General features: G+C 60.4%; 16 protein-coding genes. 7 read left to right on the plus strand and 9 right to left on the minus strand.

Annotation, left to right across the window (positions count from 1 at the left end):
• Window positions 1–84: 84 nt before the first annotated feature.
• Together E2F43_RS02920 and E2F43_RS02925 are read left to right on the plus strand one after the other, a co-directional pair.
• A complete protein-coding gene (locus tag E2F43_RS02920; RefSeq protein WP_133209366.1) occupies window positions 85–1,902 on the plus strand; it encodes a glycoside hydrolase family 3 protein in 1,818 nt (605 codons plus the stop codon).
• Between the two features lie 162 nt (window positions 1,903–2,064).
• On the plus strand, window positions 2,065–3,525 hold the full coding sequence (locus E2F43_RS02925) for an MFS transporter (RefSeq protein WP_133209368.1): 1,461 nt from the start codon (window positions 2,065–2,067) through the stop codon (window positions 3,523–3,525).
• Between the two features lie 574 nt (window positions 3,526–4,099).
• On the opposite strand, the gene E2F43_RS02930 is transcribed toward E2F43_RS02925, so the two are convergent.
• From E2F43_RS02930 to E2F43_RS02945, 4 genes are all read right to left on the minus strand, one after another.
• On the minus strand, window positions 4,100–4,606 hold the full coding sequence (locus E2F43_RS02930; RefSeq protein WP_133209370.1) for a ferritin: 507 nt from the start codon (window positions 4,604–4,606) through the stop codon (window positions 4,100–4,102).
• Between the two features lie 79 nt (window positions 4,607–4,685).
• Complete coding sequence (locus E2F43_RS02935) at window positions 4,686–5,564, minus strand: SDR family NAD(P)-dependent oxidoreductase (protein ID WP_133209372.1); 879 nt, start codon at window positions 5,562–5,564, stop codon at window positions 4,686–4,688.
• 140 nt (window positions 5,565–5,704) lie between these two features.
• A complete protein-coding gene (locus E2F43_RS02940; RefSeq protein ID WP_133209374.1) occupies window positions 5,705–7,375 on the minus strand; it encodes an alkaline phosphatase D family protein in 1,671 nt (556 codons plus the stop codon).
• Between the two features lie 134 nt (window positions 7,376–7,509).
• Window positions 7,510–8,301, minus strand: coding sequence for a class II aldolase/adducin family protein (locus E2F43_RS02945; RefSeq protein ID WP_133209376.1), 792 nt, complete (start codon window positions 8,299–8,301; stop codon window positions 7,510–7,512).
• 45 nt (window positions 8,302–8,346) lie between these two features.
• On the opposite strand from E2F43_RS02945, the gene E2F43_RS02950 reads away from it, so the two are divergent.
• The 4 genes from E2F43_RS02950 to E2F43_RS02965 all read left to right on the plus strand — a co-directional run bounded on the left by E2F43_RS02950 (window position 8,347) and on the right by E2F43_RS02965 (window position 11,401).
• A complete protein-coding gene (locus E2F43_RS02950; protein ID WP_133209378.1) occupies window positions 8,347–8,937 on the plus strand; it encodes a Crp/Fnr family transcriptional regulator in 591 nt (196 codons plus the stop codon).
• Between the two features lie 59 nt (window positions 8,938–8,996).
• Entirely contained in the window at window positions 8,997–9,236 is a 240-nt protein-coding gene (locus E2F43_RS02955; RefSeq protein ID WP_133209380.1) for a DUF1653 domain-containing protein, read from the plus strand.
• 108 nt (window positions 9,237–9,344) lie between these two features.
• Window positions 9,345–10,643, plus strand: a complete 1,299-nt coding sequence (locus tag E2F43_RS02960) for an NCS2 family permease (protein ID WP_133209382.1) — start codon at window positions 9,345–9,347, stop codon at window positions 10,641–10,643.
• 20 nt (window positions 10,644–10,663) lie between these two features.
• Window positions 10,664–11,401 carry a phosphoribosyltransferase gene (locus E2F43_RS02965; RefSeq protein WP_133209384.1) on the plus strand — a complete coding sequence of 246 codons (738 nt, stop codon included), beginning with the start codon at window positions 10,664–10,666 and terminating at the stop codon, window positions 11,399–11,401.
• Window positions 11,402–11,467: 66 nt separating this feature from the next.
• Here the strand turns inward: E2F43_RS02965 and E2F43_RS02970 are convergent, their stop codons facing one another.
• The 4 genes from E2F43_RS02970 to E2F43_RS02985 are packed head-to-tail and all read right to left on the minus strand — an operon-like array spanning window position 11,468 to window position 16,494.
• On the minus strand, window positions 11,468–12,088 hold the full coding sequence (locus tag E2F43_RS02970; RefSeq protein ID WP_133209386.1) for an exosortase H-associated membrane protein: 621 nt from the start codon (window positions 12,086–12,088) through the stop codon (window positions 11,468–11,470).
• A complete protein-coding gene (gene xrtH / locus E2F43_RS02975; protein WP_133209388.1) occupies window positions 12,075–12,581 on the minus strand; it encodes an exosortase H in 507 nt (168 codons plus the stop codon). The genes E2F43_RS02970 and xrtH overlap by 14 nt, the downstream gene beginning before the upstream one ends.
• Window positions 12,582–12,632: 51 nt before the next feature.
• On the minus strand, window positions 12,633–13,817 hold the full coding sequence (locus E2F43_RS02980) for a patatin-like phospholipase family protein (RefSeq protein ID WP_133209390.1): 1,185 nt from the start codon (window positions 13,815–13,817) through the stop codon (window positions 12,633–12,635).
• 10 nt (window positions 13,818–13,827) lie between these two features.
• Window positions 13,828–16,494 (minus strand): TonB-dependent receptor, encoded by a 2,667-nt coding sequence (locus E2F43_RS02985; protein WP_133209392.1) that lies wholly within the window; start codon window positions 16,492–16,494, stop codon window positions 13,828–13,830.
• A 113-nt stretch (window positions 16,495–16,607) separates the two neighbouring features.
• On the opposite strand from E2F43_RS02985, the gene E2F43_RS02990 reads away from it, so the two are divergent.
• Entirely contained in the window at window positions 16,608–17,012 is a 405-nt protein-coding gene (locus E2F43_RS02990) for a YbaN family protein (protein ID WP_133209394.1), read from the plus strand.
• Here E2F43_RS02990 and E2F43_RS02995 read toward each other — a convergent pair.
• A complete protein-coding gene (locus E2F43_RS02995) occupies window positions 16,996–19,683 on the minus strand; it encodes a bifunctional acetate--CoA ligase family protein/GNAT family N-acetyltransferase (RefSeq protein ID WP_133209396.1) in 2,688 nt (895 codons plus the stop codon). The genes E2F43_RS02990 and E2F43_RS02995 overlap by 17 nt on opposite strands.
• Window positions 19,684–19,701: the final 18 nt, after the last annotated feature.

Below are 19,701 nucleotides of genomic sequence, written 5' to 3' on the forward strand. Positions count from 1 at the left end.
TTGCCAAACACATGACTGACAGGAAAAGTTCACGGTACTTTACACATGAATCAATCAATCCAAATAACCGGGCCTGGTCTGCTGATGAGCACTGAGCTGGAGCAAAAAGTTGAAAACCTGCTGGGCAGAATGTCGCTGGCCCAGAAGGTCGGCCAGATGGTGCAAACCGAGCGAATGGCGATAGAACCACAGCAGGTCAAGGAGTATCACATCGGCTCTGTCCTGAGTGGCGGTGGCTCCTGCCCGGGCGAAAACCAGGTCGGCGACTGGGTTGACATGAACGACGCCTACTGGATGGCCTCTATGGAGGAAGACGAAGAGCACCTTGCCATTCCCATCATCTATGGCATCGATGCCATCCATGGCAACAACAATGTCAGCGGAGCCACGATTTTCCCCCATAATATCGGTCTGGGCGCCGCTCGCGACCCGGAACTGCTCAAGCGGATTGCCCGGGTCACTGCGAAGGAAATTCTCGCCACTGGCCTGGACTGGACCTTTGCGCCAACCCTGGCGGTAGCCCGAAACAGCCAATGGGGTCGCACTTACGAAAGCTATTCCGAAGACCCGGAGGTGGTATCTTCGTACGCCGGTGCATTTGTTGAGGGTCTGCAGGCTGACCTTGGAGACGATGCGGTGGTTGCCTGCGTGAAACACTGGGTAGGCGATGGTGGTACCACCGAGGGTATCGACCAGGGCGATACCCGGATCAGCGAAGCAGAGCTGGAACGGCTGCACATCGCCCCCTATTACCCCGCCATCGATCAAGGCGTACTCACCGTCATGGCGTCGTTCAACAGCTGGAATGGCGACAAGTGCCATGGACACAGGTATCTGCTCAGTTACGTGCTGAAAGAGCGGATGCAGTTCAATGGCTTTATCATTTCCGACTGGGACGGCATCGACTATCTCTCGGAAAGTTATTACGAAGCCGTGGCCCAGGGCGTCAATGCCGGTATCGATATGTTCATGGTGTCAGAGCACTGGCAGCCATTCATCGACCACCTCACGCATCACGTGGTCCTGGGCACCGTCCCGATGGAGAGAATAGACGATGCCGTTCGCCGGATACTGCGCGTCAAATTCGCCTTTGGCCTGTTCGACAAGCCGCGCCCCAAAGCGCGCTGCTGGTCCAACGATCAAAGTTTCGGCAGTCAGTCACACCGCGAGGTGGCCCGGGAAGCGGTGCGAAAATCGCTGGTGTTGCTGAAGAACGACGCGCAGATGCTACCGCTGGAAAAAACGCAGCGCATCCTGGTTGCAGGAAAAAGTGCGAACAACAAAGGCCACCAGTGCGGCGGCTTTACGGTCGCCTGGCAGGGCACCTCAGGGAACGAATTTGTGGTTGGGGGCAGCTCTATCTGGCAGGGGATTAAAGCCATTGCACCTGATGCCGAGCTCAGCTCAGGGAGCACAGGCGAAGACGCAGACCCGGCAAAACACGATGTGGCTATCGTGGTGATCGGTGAAAAACCCTATGCCGAGGGTATGGGCGATATACGCACAGGCGATGATGTGATTGTCCAGGCCGGCTCGCAGATCAAGGGATTACTGAAAGTGCTGGAGCCTTATGGCGACAGTCTGGTATTGGCAGACCTGCATCCCGAAGACCTTGAGACCATTACCAACATCACCTCTCGCGGCGTACCCGTGGTCACAGTCATGCTGTCCGGGCGCCCGCTGGTCACCAACCGGGAACTGGACGCATCATCCGCCTTTGTCGCCGCCTGGCTGCCGGGGTCCGAGGGTCAGGGCATTGCGGACGTGCTGTTTGGCGACCATGACTTCAGCGGCAAGCTCTCCTTCAGCTGGCCAAGAAACGATAAGAAGACACCCAATATCGGTGACAACGACTATGACCCGCTGTTCCCCTATGGCTTTGGCCTCGACTACGGCAGCTAAGCACGGACCAGGCCAGGGCATTTGACCGCAGCATGAGTCCACTTGAGCGACTCGTGCTTGCAGAAGTGCCGGGCGCTACCGACAATGGCCGGCCAGATAATAATAAGGCCTGGCGGGAGGGTAGGCATTTCCCGGTAGGGCTGATAGCGCGATAGGACGATTATGGCTCCAGATCTGCACTACGAGACGCCTGAAAAAGACCGTGTGCCCCTGACCGAGAAAGTCATTTACGGTCTGGGCGCTTTTGTTAACAACATCCTGGCGGCTGCCATTGGCGGCATGAGCATCGTGCTCAATCTCGGCCTGGGCATGAATCCTGCCCTGGTGGGGCTGTTGGGCGCGCTGCCCAGGTTAATCGACGCCTTCACCGACCCACTGATGGGGTACATCTCTGACCAGACCCGGTCGCGCTGGGGCCGGCGCAGGCCCTATATCTTCGCCGGCGCGATATTAGTCAGCATCTCCTTCGCCCTGCTCTGGCAACTGCCCGAGGGAAAGTCGCAAGACTACTACTTCTGGTTTTTCCTGATCGGTTCACTGGTTTTCTACCTGTTCTACACCATGTTCGCCACCCCATGGGTAGCACTGGGCTATGAACTCACCCCCGACTACCATGAGCGAACCCGGGTGATGGCAGTACAGAATTTCATGGGGCAACTGGCTTACCTGATCTCGCCCTGGTTTCTGTGGATCATGCAACACGAGGGCATGTTCGATAACCTTGCCAGCGGCGCAGCGGGGCTGGCGGTAGCCATCGCGATCGCGGTAACGATTCTGGGCGTACTGCCGGCCATATTCCTGAGAGAGCGTTACCAGGACCTGGCGACAAAGGAGATTGAAGAGGCCACTGCCGGGGTGTCGGGACTGGCCAGCCAGTTCAGGGAGCGAACGCTGGATTTCTTCAGGGGCTTCGCCATGACCCTGCGGTTTTCCCCCTTCATGAAGCTATGCGCCGCGACATTCCTGGTTTTCAACGGATTCATGATGGTGGCTTCTTTCCAGTCCTACATCATCATCTACTACGTTTTCGCCGGCGATCAGGAACTGGGTGCCGAGTATGCCGGGTGGTCGGGAACTGTTTCGGCATTTGGCACTTTCTTCGTGATTTTTTTCATCAGCTGGCTATCAACGCTCATTGGCAAGCGCCGTGCCTTCTTCGTTGCCATCGGTGTATCCATGCTCGGTTATGCCCTCAAATGGATCTGCTACGATCCACGATACCCGCTCCTGTTGCTACTCCCGGCACCGCTGATTGCCTTCGGCCTGGGTGGCCTGTTTACCCTGATGGGCTCAATGATCGCGGATGTCTGCGATATGGATGAACTCCAGAGTCATGAGCGCCGCGAAGGTATGTTCGGCTCAATTTACTGGTGGGTGGTCAAGCTGGGAATGGCGGCGGCACTGGCCATAGGCGGCGTGTTGCTCAATGCCACCGGATTCGATGTCGCGCTGGGAGGTCACCAGACGGAACAGGCACTACTGTTGATGCGCCTGTTCGATATTGTCGTGCCGCTGGTATTTTCCGGGATCGCGATCTGGCTGATTGCATCCTATCCGATTACAGAGCAAGTCGCCGCCGAGGTTCGCCAGTCACTTGAGGCGCGAAGAGGCAGCGTCTCCTGAAGGGTGGTCATGATCCGGTGAGTGATCTTCCCGCAGCAGGATTACAGCTCTGCACCGTCAGGTCACCCATGGTGCAGGAAGTGACGGGGACGCTGGCCAGGGAACTCCGTGACCCGCTGCTATCTATCTGCGCAGTCAGGCGTCAACTGGCTACACCAGGCGCTACCGACACTCAGACTGCAGCCCTAAAAAAGGGTTCTTCGCGCATTACCGTGGAGAGGTCGCTCCTGACTGATCGGACACCACAATCGCGGTATACCCCCCGAAGTGAGTTAAAGGGGGTTCGAACGCAGGGGGTATACCGCGATTGCAGTGGCCGCTTAAGCCAGAGAGTCTAGCTAACTACCCTTCCCCGCTAATGTGCGATGAACCTAAAAAAGGCGAGCTGGAAAACCCAGCTCGCCTGAAAAACCCCAAAGGGTGACACACATTTACTTACCGGGACACCGCATCCCAGTTATCCCAGCATCGCAGTTAAGCTGTCCGGGCGAAAGCGTTTTGCGATACAGGGGACTTTTTCCCGGTTGAAAAGGATCATCGCCGCCGGAGCAGCAGGCAGGTAGAGCGAACTGACTCAGGCGAGTGTCGCCGGCGCCGGCCTTGCGCCCAATTCATTATCGATCATCAGCAGTCCGTAGCCGTCATCTTTGACCAGCTTCAGCTTGGAGATAATCTCCCCCACCGTGGCTTCTTCTTCCACCTGCTCATTCACGAACCACTGCAACAGGTTGTAGGTGGCGTGATCCTTTTCCTTCAGCGCCTGATCGCTCAGGTTGTTGAGCTTGGCGGTCATGGTCTGCTCGTGCTGCAGCGATGATTTGAACACATCGAGAATCTTGCCAAACTCGCTGGGCGGCTGGGGAATTTCCCGCAGTACCACATGGGAGCCCTGCTCTATCAGGTAGTTGTAGATTTTGGTGGCATGCATCTGCTCTTCTGAATACTGCTGCTTGAGCCAGTTGGCAGCACCATTGAAATCGATATGCGCGCAATAGGCAGACATGGCCAGGTAGAGGTAGGCGGAATAAAATTCGTCGTTGAGTTGCTTGTGCAGCGCCTTCTGCATTTCTTCGGAGATCATGGACATGCCTTCAACAGGATTTCGTCCATTCTAAGGCAGGGCGGTGGCGGATACCACCACCCTGCCGGTGAGAGGTCTCCTACATCTGGGGAATTTCCTCGAACACTATCGGTAGCTCGGCACGGCGATATCGTTCTGATCGCGCCTGCAGCGTATCCGCCGCCTCGTCCAGGTTTTTCATAATGACAAAGCGCTGTTCGCGAATCCCGTCCAGGGTAAAGCGGGCCAGTTCGTCCAGGTCCTGGAACTGCATCTCGGCACCGGCGGCCTTCATTGCTTCCTTGAAGGCCTCGATATCCGGCGGCGGTGCGCCTGGCTTCTCGCGCTTGAGCTCCGCCGGCCGATTGCGCTCCGGATTCCACAGTCCCGTCACCAGCACACCGCCGGAGGGGTAGAATAGCGAAGCCTTGAGCCGGGTACCCTCACTTTCCAGCTGTGAGGCCAGGCACTCGGTCAGGGCACAGACCGCCGCTTTACTGGAAGCGTACACCGATTGGTACGGCAGGCTGGAAATACCGCCGTCACCGGACGTGGTGTTGATAATGTAGCCCTCTTCCCCGCCGGCGATCATCCGCGGCACAAATGCCTGGATACCGTGGGCAACGCCCATGACGTTCACACTGTAAACCCAGGCCCAGTCGTTGGGCGTGGTTTCCCAGACATTGGATGATGGCGCTGCAACCCCGGCATTGTTGAACAGCAGGTGACAGGCACCGTGCTCCCCGTAGACATAATCCGCCAGCGCCTCCAGCGACTCGGCCTTACGCACGTCAACCTTGAAGCCGCTGACCTGGCGATCCTCCCCGCTGCATTCCGCCACGGCGGCTTCCAGGGCACCGTCTTCCACGTCGGCGATGACAACCCTGGCCCCCTCGTCCAGCAGCGCCTTGACCAGCGCCTTGCCTATGCCGCCGGCACCACCGGTGACCACAGCTACCTTGTTGTCAAAATCCTGCATGTACACGCTCTCCCTATTACGCCGAGTGAATTGTTGTATGGACGACCATGCTCCCATGAAACAACCGGCAGCACAGTGACCCCTCCGGCCCGCAAAGTGACTATTTGAATCACCCGCACAGCCGCTTTCGCGGGCTTACTTCAGGCGTAACGGAGCTGGGCGCCCTCGCGCAGTATACGGGTCTGGCGCACGTTCACCGGCTTGTAATCGCGCTCCTTCACTGTGCTGACTCCCACATAGTCGACGGTAGCCTCTGTGGGTGCCAGGGTGAGGCGCACGTAACCACGCGTGAGCCCCTCAGTCCACAGTACTTCCGGGCTGCCGGCGGCGATCAGGCCATCCATCATTGCCGCACCCGCGTCACCCAGGCTCGCGAAAGCGCCGGGGGAGGTGATGCCCGTGGTGCCCAGTTCCAGGCCCATGGGTTTGTCCGCCTCGTCGAATAACTGGTTCTGCCAGAAGGCGTGACTGTCGCCGGTGACGACCAACAGGTCCCGGGCTCCCGCGTTGCGGCAGAGCTGGTAAAAGCGCTCCCGGGCCCAGGGATAGCCGTCCCAGGCGTCCAGGAACAGGGGCAGCCGGGCGGGACCCAGAGCGCTGAAGGTTCGGGCCTCGTCATACAGTGGGTGGGATTCATCCAGGGCAAGTTGCGCGAACTGTTCGTCAGTCAGTGCAGGAATGTAGCTGCGTGCCATGGGCACCTGGTTGCCGATAATGCGCCAGGGCTGCCCTGCCGTAACAGATTCCCGCAGGGCCGTTTCCAGGAAAGCTTCCATTTCCGGGGCCAGCAAGTGCCTGCCGGGCGCATTCAGGTGTTGCTGCAGGAACTCAGCGATGCCCTCGCCGGTCTGTAATAACTCACGGAACTGCTCGTAGTCGAACTGCTCGTCCCGCGCAGTATGGCGGGTCTCCAGGGTGACCAGGCTGGCGAGATCGCCAAACTGATAGTGACGCCAGTACTGCGCACGGTCCATGCCCGCTGCCGGTTCGCGTAGCGGCATCCACTCGAAGTAGGCCTGCAGTGATCGCTCCCTCCGGCTGACCCAGTCGCCTTCGGTTTCCTGCTGATGATTGTTGGCCCCCTCGCGCCAGGGATTGTCGGTGGACTCGTGATCATCCCAAATGGCTATGAGCGGATGCGCCGCGTGCATCATCTGCGACTGCGGATCCGCCTTGTACTGGGCGTGACGCTGGCGATAGTCCTTGAGCGTTACCGTTTCCCGACGCGGCCGGTGCTCGCGACCCAGAGCCACCCCCGACTGCCCGCCGTAACCGTCCGGGCCGTATTCGTAAATGTAATCACCGAGGTGGACAACGAAATCGACCCCGGGGTCCAGGGCGATGGTCTCGTAGGCGTTGAAGTAGCCGAAGGGATAATTGGAGCAGGACGCCAGGGCGATACCGAGCTTGCCAGGGGAGCCTGTCGGCAGTGTCCTGGTGCGGCCGACGGGTGAATTCTGCCCCTTGTACTTGAAGGAGTAATAGTAGGTCTTGCCGGGCTCGAGGCCATCGACCACCAGTTTGACGGTCATGTCACGGGAACGGTCGGTGGAAAATGCCCCGCGTTTGACCACCCGGCGGTGCTCCGCATCCTCGGTCACGATCCACTTGCCGGTGGCGGTACGGCGCTCGGTGGAAATACGTGTCCACAGTACCACGCTCCGCTCATCAGGATCGCCACTGGCCACACCATGGGCAAAGGCGGAGGAATTCCCCGACTGCCGGGCAAAGCCGGCGCAGCCCACCAGGGGCAGTGCCGCAGTGGCAGACAGACCGGCAAGGGCTTTACGCCGGCTGATTCGGTAGGGCATGTATGACTCCCGCTGACAGACGTACCGCTATTTCCCCGCCAGTCCTTGCAGGGCTGGCGGGGCAGTAAACAGTGGAGCAACTATCAGCGCAAGCGTCAACCGTGGAAGGGGGAATTCCGCGGTTCGCGTGAGTATCAGTCCAGCAACTCGGCCTGTTCGGCCACAATCACGTCGTACAGGGGCTTGAAACTGAACCAACCGGCCAGCGGGGAACCCACTGTTTCGCGTGTGTGCAGGGCAACCTCATGCTCGATCAGACGGGGGGTACCCGCTGCCTCCGCCAGCAACTGTGCCTGGCAACTGCGCTCCATGGTGATGTACCACCAGGCGGCGGCGTCGATGGTCTCGCCCACCGTCAACAGGCCGTGGTTCTGGAGGATGGCCGCCTTGCGATCACCCAGAGCAGCGGCGATGCGCTCGCCTTCGGTATTGTCGAGCACCACTCCGGAAAAATCATCGAACAGGACATGGTCATCGTAAAACGCGCAGGCGTCCTGGGTGAGCGGGTCCAGGGTCTTGCCGAGGGCAGAAAACGCCTTGCCATAGACCGAATGTGAGTGGGCCGCGGCGTTAATGGCCGGATTGCTCATGTGTATCTGTGAGTGGATGGTAAACGCGGCACCGTTGAGCAGACCTTCGCCCTCCACCACCTCACCGGTGTGACTGACCAGCAGCAGGTCAGACACGCGCATTTGCTTGAAGGAGCGGCCCATGGGATTCACCCAGAAGTGATCCAGCCGCTCCGGGTCGCGCACCGTGATATGGCCGGCCACACCCTCATCAAAGCCAAACTTGCCGAACAGGCGCAGGGCTGCCGCCAGCTTGTTCTTGCGGTCCAGGCGAACCTCTGCCACCGGTTGCTCCGCGCCCATGACATCGTCCATGGATCCCGCGTTCATTACAATTTCATTGGCTGGTTTATTCATTTCAATTCACCTCATACTGTTATCGATTCGCTTATACTCGTACTCATGACCCGTGAAGATACCCGCAGGCTGGCTCTCGAGTGGCTGCAACAACGCCAGCTCACCGACATCGACCCTGCCAGCCCCTGGTTGCAGGCCATGCTTACCAGAACCTACGCCGTGGATGACTACCTGCTTCACGCCGGCGACAGGGACCATACACTTTTCATCCTCCTGTCCGGGCTGGTTCGGTTGTTCTACACCACCCCCGACGGCCGCGAACGCAACAAGGCATTCTACCGCGGCGGCCAGCTTACCGGGGCGGTGAGCGCCGCCATGACAGGCGCTCCGGCTCCCTTTTCGATCCAGGCCCTGGAGCCGGTAAAGGCCCTGGCATTCTCCTACCAGGCCATGACCGACGCCGCCCGGGAGGATACCGCCGTGGCCCACGCCAGCCAGCAATTGCTGGCCGAGGCGTTTATCCGCAACGAACAGCGCGAAGCCATGTTACTGACCTGCAACGCCGAGCAGCGCTACCAGTGGCTGCTGGACCAGGAACCGGACCTGACCCGGCGCGTTGCCCAGTTCCATATCGCCTCGTACCTGGGCATCGACGCGGTGTCACTCTCCAGACTCAAACGCAAGATTAAGGGTTGAGTCGCGCCATTTCATTAACAATTGTTAAGCGCCGCCGGCGCCAATCAACGGAGTCCACCATGCAATTGCCGACGCCCGGCATCTACCGTCACTACAAGGGACCTGAATATCACCTGCTCGAGATAGCGACCCACTCGGAAACAGAGGAATTGATGGCGGTTTACCGTCCACTCTACGGCGACCAGGCACTCTGGGTACGACCGCTGGCCATGTGGCAGGAAACGGTGGAAATCGACGGCAAAACCCTGCCGCGCTTTCAGTACCTGCGGGAAGCGGTGGGCACCCTGGCCCGGGACTGAAGCTTGACCACAGACAGGGGCGACCGCCAGCCGCGCGGCCACCCGCTTCCTCCCACTCAATGTCTGTGCGACCATAAGCACCTGGTTCACACACCCCCTGGTTACCCGATGCAAGCACTGCTGGATCGCCTGTTCCGGCTGGAGGCACACAATACCCGTGCCTCGACCGAAATCATGGCCGGCCTTACAACCTTTATTACCATGGCCTATATCATCTTCGTCAACCCGCAGATGATGGCCTCCGCCGGCATGGACCAGGGCGCGAGCTTCGCCGCCACCTGCCTGGCGGCAGCCCTGGCCTGCGTATTCATGGGGTTGTATGCCAATTGGCCGGTGGGTCTGGCGCCGGGCATGGGGCTGAACGCGTTTTTCACCTACACGGTGGTGGGCGAGATGGGTTACAGCTGGCAGGTGGCACTGGGGGCCGTATTCATTGCCGGCATCCTGTTCGTCATCATGAGTGTCACCCGGCTGCGGGCGTGGATGCTCAACAGTATTCCGCAGGACCTGCGGGTCGCCATGGGCGCCGGTGTGGGGCTGTTCATCGGGTTTATCGGCCTCAAGAGTGGCGGACTGATTAACGACAATCCGGCCACCCTGCTCTCCCTGGGTGACCTGACCCAACCCGAGCCCATGCTGGCAGCGCTCGGCTTTATCATCATCGCCGGATTATCGGTCCGCCAGGTGCCAGGGGCGATCATGGTGGGAGTGCTCGTTATCACCGTGTTGGGGCTGCTGGCGGGTATGGTTGAATACCAGGGCCTGGTGTCGACACCACCGAGCATCGCCCCCACGTTGATGCAGCTGGATATCGCCGGCGCCTTCGAGGTCGGCATGATCAGCGTGATTATCGCCATCCTGTTCGTCAACCTGTTCGATACTGCCGGCACCCTGCTGGGCGTGGCCAGCCGCGCCGGACTGGTCAACGCAAGGGGTGACATCGAAAACATGGACAAAGCCTTGCAGGCCGACAGCTCTTCCAGCGTGGCGGGCGCCCTGTTCGGCTGCGCCCCTGTCACCAGCTACGTTGAAAGTGCCGCCGGCGTCGCCGCTGGCGGACGTACCGGCCTGACCGCGGTCACCGTGGGTATTTTGTTTCTGCTGGCCATGTTTTTTGCGCCGCTGGCGGGCATGGTCCCGGCCTATGCGACAGCCGGTGCGCTGGTTTACGTGGCCCTGCTGATGATGTCCGGCATGCAGGCTCTGAACTACGAGGACGCCACCGAGCTGGTTCCGGCCCTGCTGACCATCGTCATGATCCCCTTGTCTTTTTCCATCGCCAATGGCATTGCCGTGGGCTTCATCAGCTACGTGGCGATCAAGATCATTGCCGGGCGTGTCGCTGATATCAGCTTTGGTGCCTGGTTCCTGGCGCTGATCTTTCTCGCCAAGTTTGCATTTTTCTAGGCCGGTCGGCAGCGTCGGACATGAGCACCTACCAGCACCAGCTGAGCTGCACGGGAGAACAGATCGACATGGATTTCTGGCGCACGCCGGAGGGCGTGCGAGTGCCCGACGACGAACTCAACTTCCTGCTGATACCCGACGAGGTGGAAGCGAGAGCGCTATTCGAGGTCGCCCGGCAGGTCCATGTCTACCAGCGCAATCACCTGGACAATGGCGACGCCATCACCCGGGCATTGATTGTCACCATGGGCGGTATGCTGCCCGGCGTGTTGCTCTACGACCATCTGGTGGACGGTCGCGATCCCGGCGTTCCCAAGATCCAGTTTGGCACCATTGGCGTTTCACTCTACAAAGGGCCAGGCTTACGCTACGAAAACCCGCTGGTCCAGCATGGCATTTCCATTCCCATCAGCGAGCAAACCGTGCTCTTGATCGACGACCTGGGTGACCGCGGCGGCACCCTGGATTTCCTGGTCAATTACCTGGCAGACAGTGGCGCCAGCAAGGTGCTGACCCTGGTCCTGTATGTCAAACCCGCCGCCATGGACCTGTGCCCGGCAGACTTCTGGTTCGGGCAAACGCCACAGGACACCTGGATTATCACCCCCCGGGAACGGGTGGAAACCATTGTCAAGCGGGTGCCGGTATGGAAGGAACGGGGCGCGGACCAGGCCGAGTGCCATCGGCGCCTGGTGGACATCATTGGCTATCCCGGCGAGCTGGTGGACTACTACCTTCCGCGAGCATTCAACGCCTGAGCGAGCGAGGGAAAACGGTTGTCCGGTCGCCCTCGATGTAAGAGCAGCGCACGCCGGGCCGGCCTTTTATGCCACTTCCTCGCCATCGGACCTGGGTGGCAGGTTCAGCAAGCCGCGCAGCAACGCGGTATCGCGGCTCTGCCAGGCCCAGAGAAGAATCGGCGCCACGGTCGGTACAATCAACACGTTCAACTGGTAAAACAGGGCGATAAAGGTACCGTTGGGCACCCGCGCAGTTTCCATGAACAAGCCGCCGAGATTGACCATCAGCTCCTTGAGACAGAGGCTCAGCAGGCCGAGCAGAACCAACGGGAAGAGGATGATCGCACCGGTGATGAAGTCGGCGAGATAGCTGTCCTTCTGGGTGGCAAAATGCAGGGTTGCGTAGAACGGCAGGGAGTAGGTCAGCACGCCCGGATTGATGACAAAGCCCAGCTGGTATTCTGACAGCTCCGGCGCGACCGGGCGGCCGTTCAACTCGCCAAAGTTGGTGAGCAGCACCGCGTCCATGCCACGGGATACCAGCCCATCCACGATCTCGGGAAACCAGGCCCGCAGAATCATATCGGCAAGCCCCACCGCCGGCATTGACAGGGGACCTGCGGCGAGCGTCCACAGGGCGAAGCAGGGAACGATCAGGGCGAAGGCAAACAGCAGAAACTGGCGGAAATTGTTATCCCGTTGCATTGGCCATCTCCCCATCGTTCCGGGACAGGTACCGCAGATAGAGGACAAAGACCACCAGCACATCGAGCATGATCAGCGATGGCCAGAGATACAGGTGCACCCAGGTAAAAATATCCAGGTCCCAGTCGCCGAGATAGAACAGGGTGATGATGCGCAGGATATTCAACACCTGGACTGCGAAAAAACCCAGGATGATGGCGGTGCAGCGAGCCTTCCAGCTGCCGGGATAGGCAACCACCGCGGCGATCAGCACAATCGTCGCTTCAACCCCGTTACAACCGGCCTCGATAGATACTGCGAACCCGGTATCGGAAAACTGCAGGACCTTGCCGTAGGCCAGCACCGTATCGTCAAAGGGGGAAACCAGCGCCGCGCTGATCTTGGCCAGCAGGCCGGTAAATGGCACCACCAGGTGCTCCTGCACCGGATTGAGCATTTCCAGGGAAAACAGGACCACCAGGATCAGGAGAAAGGTAATGACAAAACGTTTCAAACCGGGATGACTCGATTGACTGTGTACCCTGATCCTAGCACAGCAGGGCCGCTAGAACTGCACCGCCGAAGGCGGATGGAAAAAATGCTCGAGCATGTCTCGCTGGTCCATCGCATCGCGGTAGCCGCACTGAATGAGGTCGCGACAGAAATTCCCCTCGAATAACAGGTAACTGGCCAGGCTGGTACCACCGCCACTGGGTGTGGCGCCGGTGACATTCAAGACCATGCGCATTGCCGGAGGCAGGCGATGAATGTGTTCGGTGACCAATTGGTCGATCTCGACAGACGGGTTGATGGCCAGGAAGTCCACGAGCTTCATGCCCCCGGTGGAGGCACGGGGATTCTCGTTCTGCAAGATGCCGACAAGTTCGTTGATCCGCTCAAGGTGCTCCATATCGTTTTCCAGGGCGTCGATAAATGCACTGTTAAACACATGGCCGACCATTTTCGCCAGCGACGGCGACTGTCGCTCGGCATGCGCGACCGGCGGCAGATTGCGATTACCGCTGACCCCGACCACCATCAGCCGTCGGGCTCCCAGGTGCAGCGCCGGGCTGATGGGTGATACCTGGCGCAGAGCCCCATCACCATAGTAGTGGCCATTAATCGCGGCTGCCGGCAGGATGGTGGGTATCGCGGAGGACGCCAGCAAATGCTCCACCCCCAGCCGGGTGGGTTCGCCACGCCGCCGGGCCCGCTGCCAGCGGGGCAGCACGCTGCCGTCCAGGTCGCTCTGGTAAAAGGTGACCGACTCGCCGGTGTCGTAGCTCGACGCGGTGACACCGATGGCATCCAGCAGGCCGCTCTCCAGGCGTTTCTGCAATCGCTCGAAGTTAATCACATGCTGCAACAGCTCGGCCAGCGGTGCCGTATCGAGCAGTGACAGCGGTTTACCCAGGCCGGTGCCACGGTGAAACAGGGATCCAATCAGGCGCAGCACACTGCCGGCAAGATTGACATAGCCTGCCCTGTAAACCTGCTCCACCCGCAGGTTGCTCCAGATGTACTCCACTTTCTTTACCGCCAGGCGGAAGTTGTTGGCCGACGCACCGAGGGCCACGGCGTTAATCGCGCCGGCGGAGGTGCCGGTGATAATGGAAAACGGGTTGTGGGCGTGCTTGGGCAGTACCTCCGCCGCCGCTTTCAGGACCCCGACCTGGTAGGCAGCCCGGGCGCCACCGCCGGTCAGGACCAGGGCGGTGCGATCAGCGGCGGGAAAATGGCGTTCGGTCATAGCTACTGTTTTACTGCAAGTTATAACCGATTGCCAGACCGTATGTTCTGGGCTCCATGGTGAACACGTTGGTAAATAGTCCGGAGGAGGCGCTGCTGAGGTACATGCCGACAAAGTTGTCCTCATCGGCGATGTTCTTCACATACGCCCGCAGGTACCAGCTGTTATCGGGGGACACCAGATTGGCCTGGGCGTTCCAGATGTCCCAGGCATCGATACGGTCGACCGGGCGGTTGTAGAGTCGCGTGTACATGTCATCCTGCCAGTAATAGTCAACCCGCAGCAACAGCTCATAGCCCCGGGGCAGGCTGGCGCTGTACTGCCCTCCCAGGCTGAACGACCACTCGGGGGAGTTGAGTAACTGATGACCGTCCAGGTCCGCGAGTACCCCGTCGGTGACCGGCAGGCCGAGATCGCGCAAGCCTGTGCAGCTGTTGAACTGGCCACCCACCCCCGCAGCGGCGAATGCTTCCGGGGTCATCTCCACCACGCAGTTAACCGCCGTCGTCGTATCCTTGATCAGCGTCACCTCATCACGGCCATCGGTGGGATCCCGAGGGTCTATGCTGCGGTGCCTGACCACCTCGGAGTGCAGGTAGGAGGCGCTGCCATTGAACAACCAGGAGGCGCCGGGTGCGAATGCGAATTCGGCCTCGAGACCGTAGATCCTGGCGTCGGTATTCTCGTTGAACGACGTCCGGTTGACGATCTTGGAGGTCTGCATGCCCTCGTAGTCGTAGAAGAACGCGGAAAAATTGGCCTGCAGGGTGTTTTCCAGCAGGGCGCTCTTGAGCCCGATCTCCCAGGCATCGACAAACTCGGGGTCAAAAGTCGCCGTCTGGCTGGGGAAGTCAAGCGGGTCAAAGGGCGGATTGAACCCGCCACCCTTGTAGCCGCGCGAGTAGGAGGCGTAGATCATCGAGTTCAGGTTCAACGCCCAGTCCAGCACCACCCGGCCCGTCCACTCCTTCCACTCCTGACTGTCGTCGCGATAGTCCACGGGAATGGGTTCATCGGCACCGTAGGGCTGCAGCAGCCGGTCGCCGGTATCCGGGTCGTTGTTGAGCAATATCTGGCGATCGAGGATGTCCTTGGTATCGATGTTGTAACGGGCGCCAACCGTCAGTTTGAGGCTGTCGGTGAATGCGTAGTAGAGCTCACCGAATAATGCCCGCGACTCAATGGCGAATGCCTTGGTATCCGTATTGAATTGGGGGCCAACCCAGCCCAGGCCATCCGCTGCGCCGACCGACCCGGCGACCGCCGCCACGTAATCGAAGCCATTGGCAATGACCCAGAACTGATCGTCCAGTTCAACGTCCATCCAGAACGCGCCGGCCAGAAAGTTGAGCCTGCCGTCGTAATCGGACTGGATGCGCGCCTCCAGGGAGTACTGTTCGCTGTAGCGATTTGACTGGTCGAAAGACTCAAGCCCCTGGGGCGTGTAGGCAACGTGGCCGCCCACCGATCCGGTGGCATTGCGGGAAGGCTGCGACAGGGGCAGGCCCTCGGTAAACATGAAGTCATAGGTTTTCGGGGCAAGCACGGCCAGTAGCGGCGGCACCTCCAGTGGCGATCCCACATTCCAGGTGTAATCCATGCGCGAGAACATCGTCGTGTCCTGGTAACCGGCAACCAGCGCCAGGGTATGGTTTTCCAGCTCATGATCCAGATCCAGGGTAACCAGGGTCTCATCCGCCTGGTAAATCGGGTCAAAGTCGGCATTGACCTTGCGCATGTGCCGCGGCTCTGCACTGGGACTGTTGCTGCCAAAGGGGAAGATACCCAGCGGCCCCAACAGGGCATCTGATGCCAGCAGATTGGAGAGCTGGGAGGTTGGATTGGGTTTGTCGAAATCCAGTGCGTCCGGCAGGCAGCCCAGCAGTCCGCTGGGATCATTTTTGCACAATTGCTTCTGGCTGCGACTGCGCGTGCTCTCTTCATCGAAGTAGGAGAACATCAGGTTGGCGGTGGTATTCTCCCCCGACCAGCTGAAGGACAGGCGAACGGAATACTGGTCCCGGCCGTCAATGTCATTGCCGGTATACAGGTTCTCGGTAAAGCCGTCCCGCTCCAGCCACAGGCCCGCCGCCCGCATTGCCAGCTGTTCGGTGATCGGTACGTTTATGGCCCCCACGACCTTCTTGTGGTCGTAGTTTCCGTACTGGCCCTCGAGGTTGCCTTCAAGGGCGTCGCTATGGGCTGTGCGGGTTTCCATGTTGAGGGCGCCGCCCGTGGAGTTGCGCCCGTACAGAGTGCCCTGGGGACCTCGCAACACCGATACCTGAGCCACATCGTAGTACTCCGTTTCAAACAGCCGCGGCGAAAATATCGGCACCTCGTTGACATGCACACCCACGCCCGCATCGGCGGAGGCGGCCACCAGATTCGTGCCGACGCCACGAATCTGGAAATTGCTGGAGGTAAAATTGGAGTTGGTGTAATTCACGTTGGGCGCGGTGTAACGCAGGTCTGCTGCCCCCAGGATCTGCCGCGCCTTCAACGCGGTCGAATCAAAGGCGGTGACGGCGATAGGCACATCCTGCACGGACTCGGCGCGCTTCTGCGCGGTGACAATCACTTCTTCCAGCTGCGCATGGGCGCCGGGATTAGCCAGGGTAACGATGGCAACAGCCATCAACAGTGGACGACACCATGCCGAGTAGGAGACACTCATATCGACTACCTGTTTGTTATTTTATGTGAGCAGTAAAAATACTGTGGCATAGCGATGCCAGAATTTCACCCTGTACTCCCGAATTTATCGACAAATGTCCGGATCAGTCTAAATTGCGCCACTGCTTCTACAAGCCACTGGGGGCTTTGGCCCTCGCTCTCGGGGCCGCCGGACTGGTCTTGCCGGTGCTGCCGACTACCCCCTTTGTACTGCTCGCGGCCTGGTTTTTTGCCCGCTCCTCCGAGCAATGGCACCAGCGATTACTGGCCAGCCAGATGTTCGGGCCAATGATCCGCAACTGGGAGGAGCGCCGCTGTATCAGCCTGCGGGCCAAGCGGGTAGGGATTGTTTCGATGCTGCTCGCGGGCGGCGCCTCTATCGCCTTTGCGCTCAGTAATCCATGGGCACGGCTGGCAACGGCGTTGCTGATGGCGGTGGGCGCGGCGACCCTGGCGTCTATACCCACCTGCCCCGATGAGCCCGGTGGGTGCGTCAGTAAACCTACAGCGGACGGCTGACCACCACCACCTCCGGATCGTCTGGGTTGCGTTTCGAGCTGAAACCCAGGCGCCTGCACATGCGCAGCATCCGCGAATTTTGTGCCAGGACCTCCCCCACCATGGTCTCCAGGCCGCGTTCGCCGGCAATTTGCATCAGCCGCTCCATCAGCCTGGGGCCTATGCCGCGAGCCTGCCAGGCATCGGCAATGGTCAGCGCGAACTCACAGGAATCGCCATCCGGGTTGGTGACATAGCGCGCCACGCCCAGGAATGAATCCGTGCCGTCCTCGCCCGGAACAACGGCGACCATGGCCATTTCCCGGTCGTAGTCAATCTGGGTGAAACGCGCCAGCATGGCCGGCGTCAGCCGGTCCAGCCCGTGCATAAAGCGAAAGTACTTGGACTCTGCCGAGAGATTGGCGACAAAATCGGCCTCGCTGCGCCCGTCCTCCGGACGTATCGGCCTGATCAGCAGCTCTGCTCCGTCCGCGAGTACCAGGCGGCTTTCCAGGTTGGCCGGGTAGGGATGAATTGCCATGTGGCTATAGCGTTCGCCGCTGGCCTGGGGCGGGGCAACGGTAATACGCACGCCGACGGCAATAGCGCCCTCCTCATCCACCAGCAGTGGATCGATCTCCAGCGTGTCGACACCGGGAAGTTCACAGGCGATCTCCGAAACCCGCTGCAGCAGTTCCGACACCTTTCCCGGATCAACCGCGGGAAAATTACGGTATGCCTGCAGGTGCCGGGCGAGGTTACTGCGCGCAATCAATTCCCTCCCCAGGTAGTCATTGAGGGGCGGCAGGGCAACAGCCGTTTCACCGGCCAGGGCTTCCATGACCGCACCCGCAGCGCCGAGCCGGATTACCGGGCCGAACACAGGATCCCGCTCAATGGCGACGCGGATCTCCCGGGCATGACTGCGACTGGCCATGGGCTCTATGCACACCCCTTCCAGCCGCGCATGGGGGAGATTGCGGCCGACCTCCTGATACAGCTCCTCGAACGCCAGTGGCACCGAGCCCGACTCGCCGATATTCAACCGCACGCCGCCGACATCATCCCGGTACCTGATGTCGGGAGAATTGATTTTCATGGCCACCGGCAGACCCAGTTTTTCCGCCGCCGCCTGCGCTTCTGCCGGGGTCCGGGCGTCGATACTGGGCAGGACCGGAATCCGGAAAGCGCGCAATACAGCCTTGGCTTCGGCGCTGCTCAGGGATTTGCGTCGCTCGTCGAGCACCTGATCCACGATCAGGCTGGCGCCATAAATATCCGGGTCCTCGTATTCCGACAATGGCTGTGGCACCTGCAACAGCGCTTGCTGGTTGGCCCTGTAACTGGCCAGGTAACGGAACGCGTCCACACCCTCCTCCGGGGCAATAAAGTGCGGAATCCCGGCGGCGGTAAAGATCTCCCGCGCCTCCGTCACCAGACGCGCTCCCATCCAGGACGCGAGCAGGGGTTTGCGAGCGCCCTCGGCACCGGCGACCACAGCCCGGGCACAGGCGGTGGGGTCGGTAAACCCCTGCGGTGTGCACAATACCAGCAGGCCGTCCACGTTCTGGTCCGCCATGACGATCCTGGTGGCCTCTCGATAACGCGTTTCGTCGGCATCACCGAGAATGTCCACCGGGTCACAGTGCGACCAGTGCCCGGGCAGGACCTGTGACAGCGCCGCGACAGTGTCCGCTGCAAGATTCGCCAGCTGGATGCCGATGCTGCCCGCCCAGTCGGCGGCCATGACGCCCGGACCGCCGCCGTTAGTGATCACCGCAAGGTTGGGACCCCGGGTCCGGACGCCGGAAGAGAGAATGGTCGCCGCCGCGAACAACTGGCTCACCACCGTCACTCGCACGGCCCCTGCCCGCCGGATGGCGGCATCAAAGACGTCATCGCTGCCCAACGGCGTGTGTATGTGCGACAGGGCCGCCCTTTGGCCGCTTTCATTGCGCCCCGACTTGATTACCACCACCGGCTTGAGCCGGGCTGCGGCGCGCAGGCCACTGAGAAAAAGCCGCGCATCGATAATGCGCTCAACGTAGAGCAGGATACTGGTGGTGTGGGGATCCTGGGCCAGGTAGTCCAGCACGTCGCCGAGGCTCACATCGGTCGTCGCGCCGAGCGAGGCTACCGCCGAAAACCCGTACCCGCTCGAGTCCGCCCAATCCAGCAGGGCCGAACAGAAAGCACCCGACTGGGTGACCAGGGCGACCTTGCCAGCTGCCACCGGACTGCGGGCAGAGGAGACGTTGAGTTTATTGACGGGCCTGATGATTCCCAGGCAGCGCGGCCCGACGAGATCGATGTTGTAGGCGCAGGCTATCTCCAGCAGTTCATCCTGCAGTGCCATACCCTCTGCCTGAGTCTCGCTGAAGCCGCCGGACAGGATGATCACCGCGCTCACCCTGAGCTCGCCACACTGGCGCAGGAGCGAAGCCTGCCCATCAGCCCTCGCGGCGATCACCGCGAGCTCCACTGCATCGTCGATATCGCTCGCCCGCTCCAGCGGGATATGCCCCGCCGCATCCGACTCGCTGCAGCACGGCATCACTGCATGCACGCGACCCGGATAACCGCTGCGCCGCAGGTTCTCCAGCACCTGACGGCCGATATTACAGTAGGCCTGGTCGCAGACTACCGCTACCGATGACGGGTTGAAGACACTTTCAAGGTAATGTTTTCTCATAACACTCCGCAGCTGAGA

It is taken from the genome of Seongchinamella unica, assembly GCF_004354085.1.
GTDB classification, from domain to species: Bacteria; Pseudomonadota; Gammaproteobacteria; order Pseudomonadales; family Halieaceae; genus Halioglobus; species Halioglobus unicus.

What these genes read in the sequence shown, in the direction of transcription:
- E2F43_RS02980 (WP_133209390.1), bottom strand. Translation starts at nt 13,817, where the DNA reads ATGACCGAACGCCATTTTCCCGCCGCTGATCGCACCGCCCTGGTCCTG.
- E2F43_RS02955 (WP_133209380.1), top strand. Translation starts at nt 8,997, where the DNA reads ATGCAATTGCCGACGCCCGGCATCTACCGTCACTACAAGGGACCTGAA.
- E2F43_RS02930 (WP_133209370.1), bottom strand. Translation starts at nt 4,606, where the DNA reads ATGATCTCCGAAGAAATGCAGAAGGCGCTGCACAAGCAACTCAACGAC.
- E2F43_RS02960 (WP_133209382.1), top strand. Translation starts at nt 9,345, where the DNA reads ATGCAAGCACTGCTGGATCGCCTGTTCCGGCTGGAGGCACACAATACC.
- E2F43_RS02920 (WP_133209366.1), top strand. Translation starts at nt 85, where the DNA reads ATGAGCACTGAGCTGGAGCAAAAAGTTGAAAACCTGCTGGGCAGAATG.
- E2F43_RS02925 (WP_133209368.1), top strand. Translation starts at nt 2,065, where the DNA reads ATGGCTCCAGATCTGCACTACGAGACGCCTGAAAAAGACCGTGTGCCC.
- E2F43_RS02995 (WP_133209396.1), bottom strand. Translation starts at nt 19,683, where the DNA reads ATGAGAAAACATTACCTTGAAAGTGTCTTCAACCCGTCATCGGTAGCG.
- E2F43_RS02945 (WP_133209376.1), bottom strand. Translation starts at nt 8,301, where the DNA reads ATGAATAAACCAGCCAATGAAATTGTAATGAACGCGGGATCCATGGAC.
- E2F43_RS02940 (WP_133209374.1), bottom strand. Translation starts at nt 7,375, where the DNA reads ATGCCCTACCGAATCAGCCGGCGTAAAGCCCTTGCCGGTCTGTCTGCC.
- E2F43_RS02970 (WP_133209386.1), bottom strand. Translation starts at nt 12,088, where the DNA reads ATGCAACGGGATAACAATTTCCGCCAGTTTCTGCTGTTTGCCTTCGCC.
- E2F43_RS02950 (WP_133209378.1), top strand. Translation starts at nt 8,347, where the DNA reads ATGACCCGTGAAGATACCCGCAGGCTGGCTCTCGAGTGGCTGCAACAA.
- E2F43_RS02985 (WP_133209392.1), bottom strand. Translation starts at nt 16,494, where the DNA reads ATGAGTGTCTCCTACTCGGCATGGTGTCGTCCACTGTTGATGGCTGTT.
- E2F43_RS02965 (WP_133209384.1), top strand. Translation starts at nt 10,664, where the DNA reads ATGAGCACCTACCAGCACCAGCTGAGCTGCACGGGAGAACAGATCGAC.
- E2F43_RS02935 (WP_133209372.1), bottom strand. Translation starts at nt 5,564, where the DNA reads ATGCAGGATTTTGACAACAAGGTAGCTGTGGTCACCGGTGGTGCCGGC.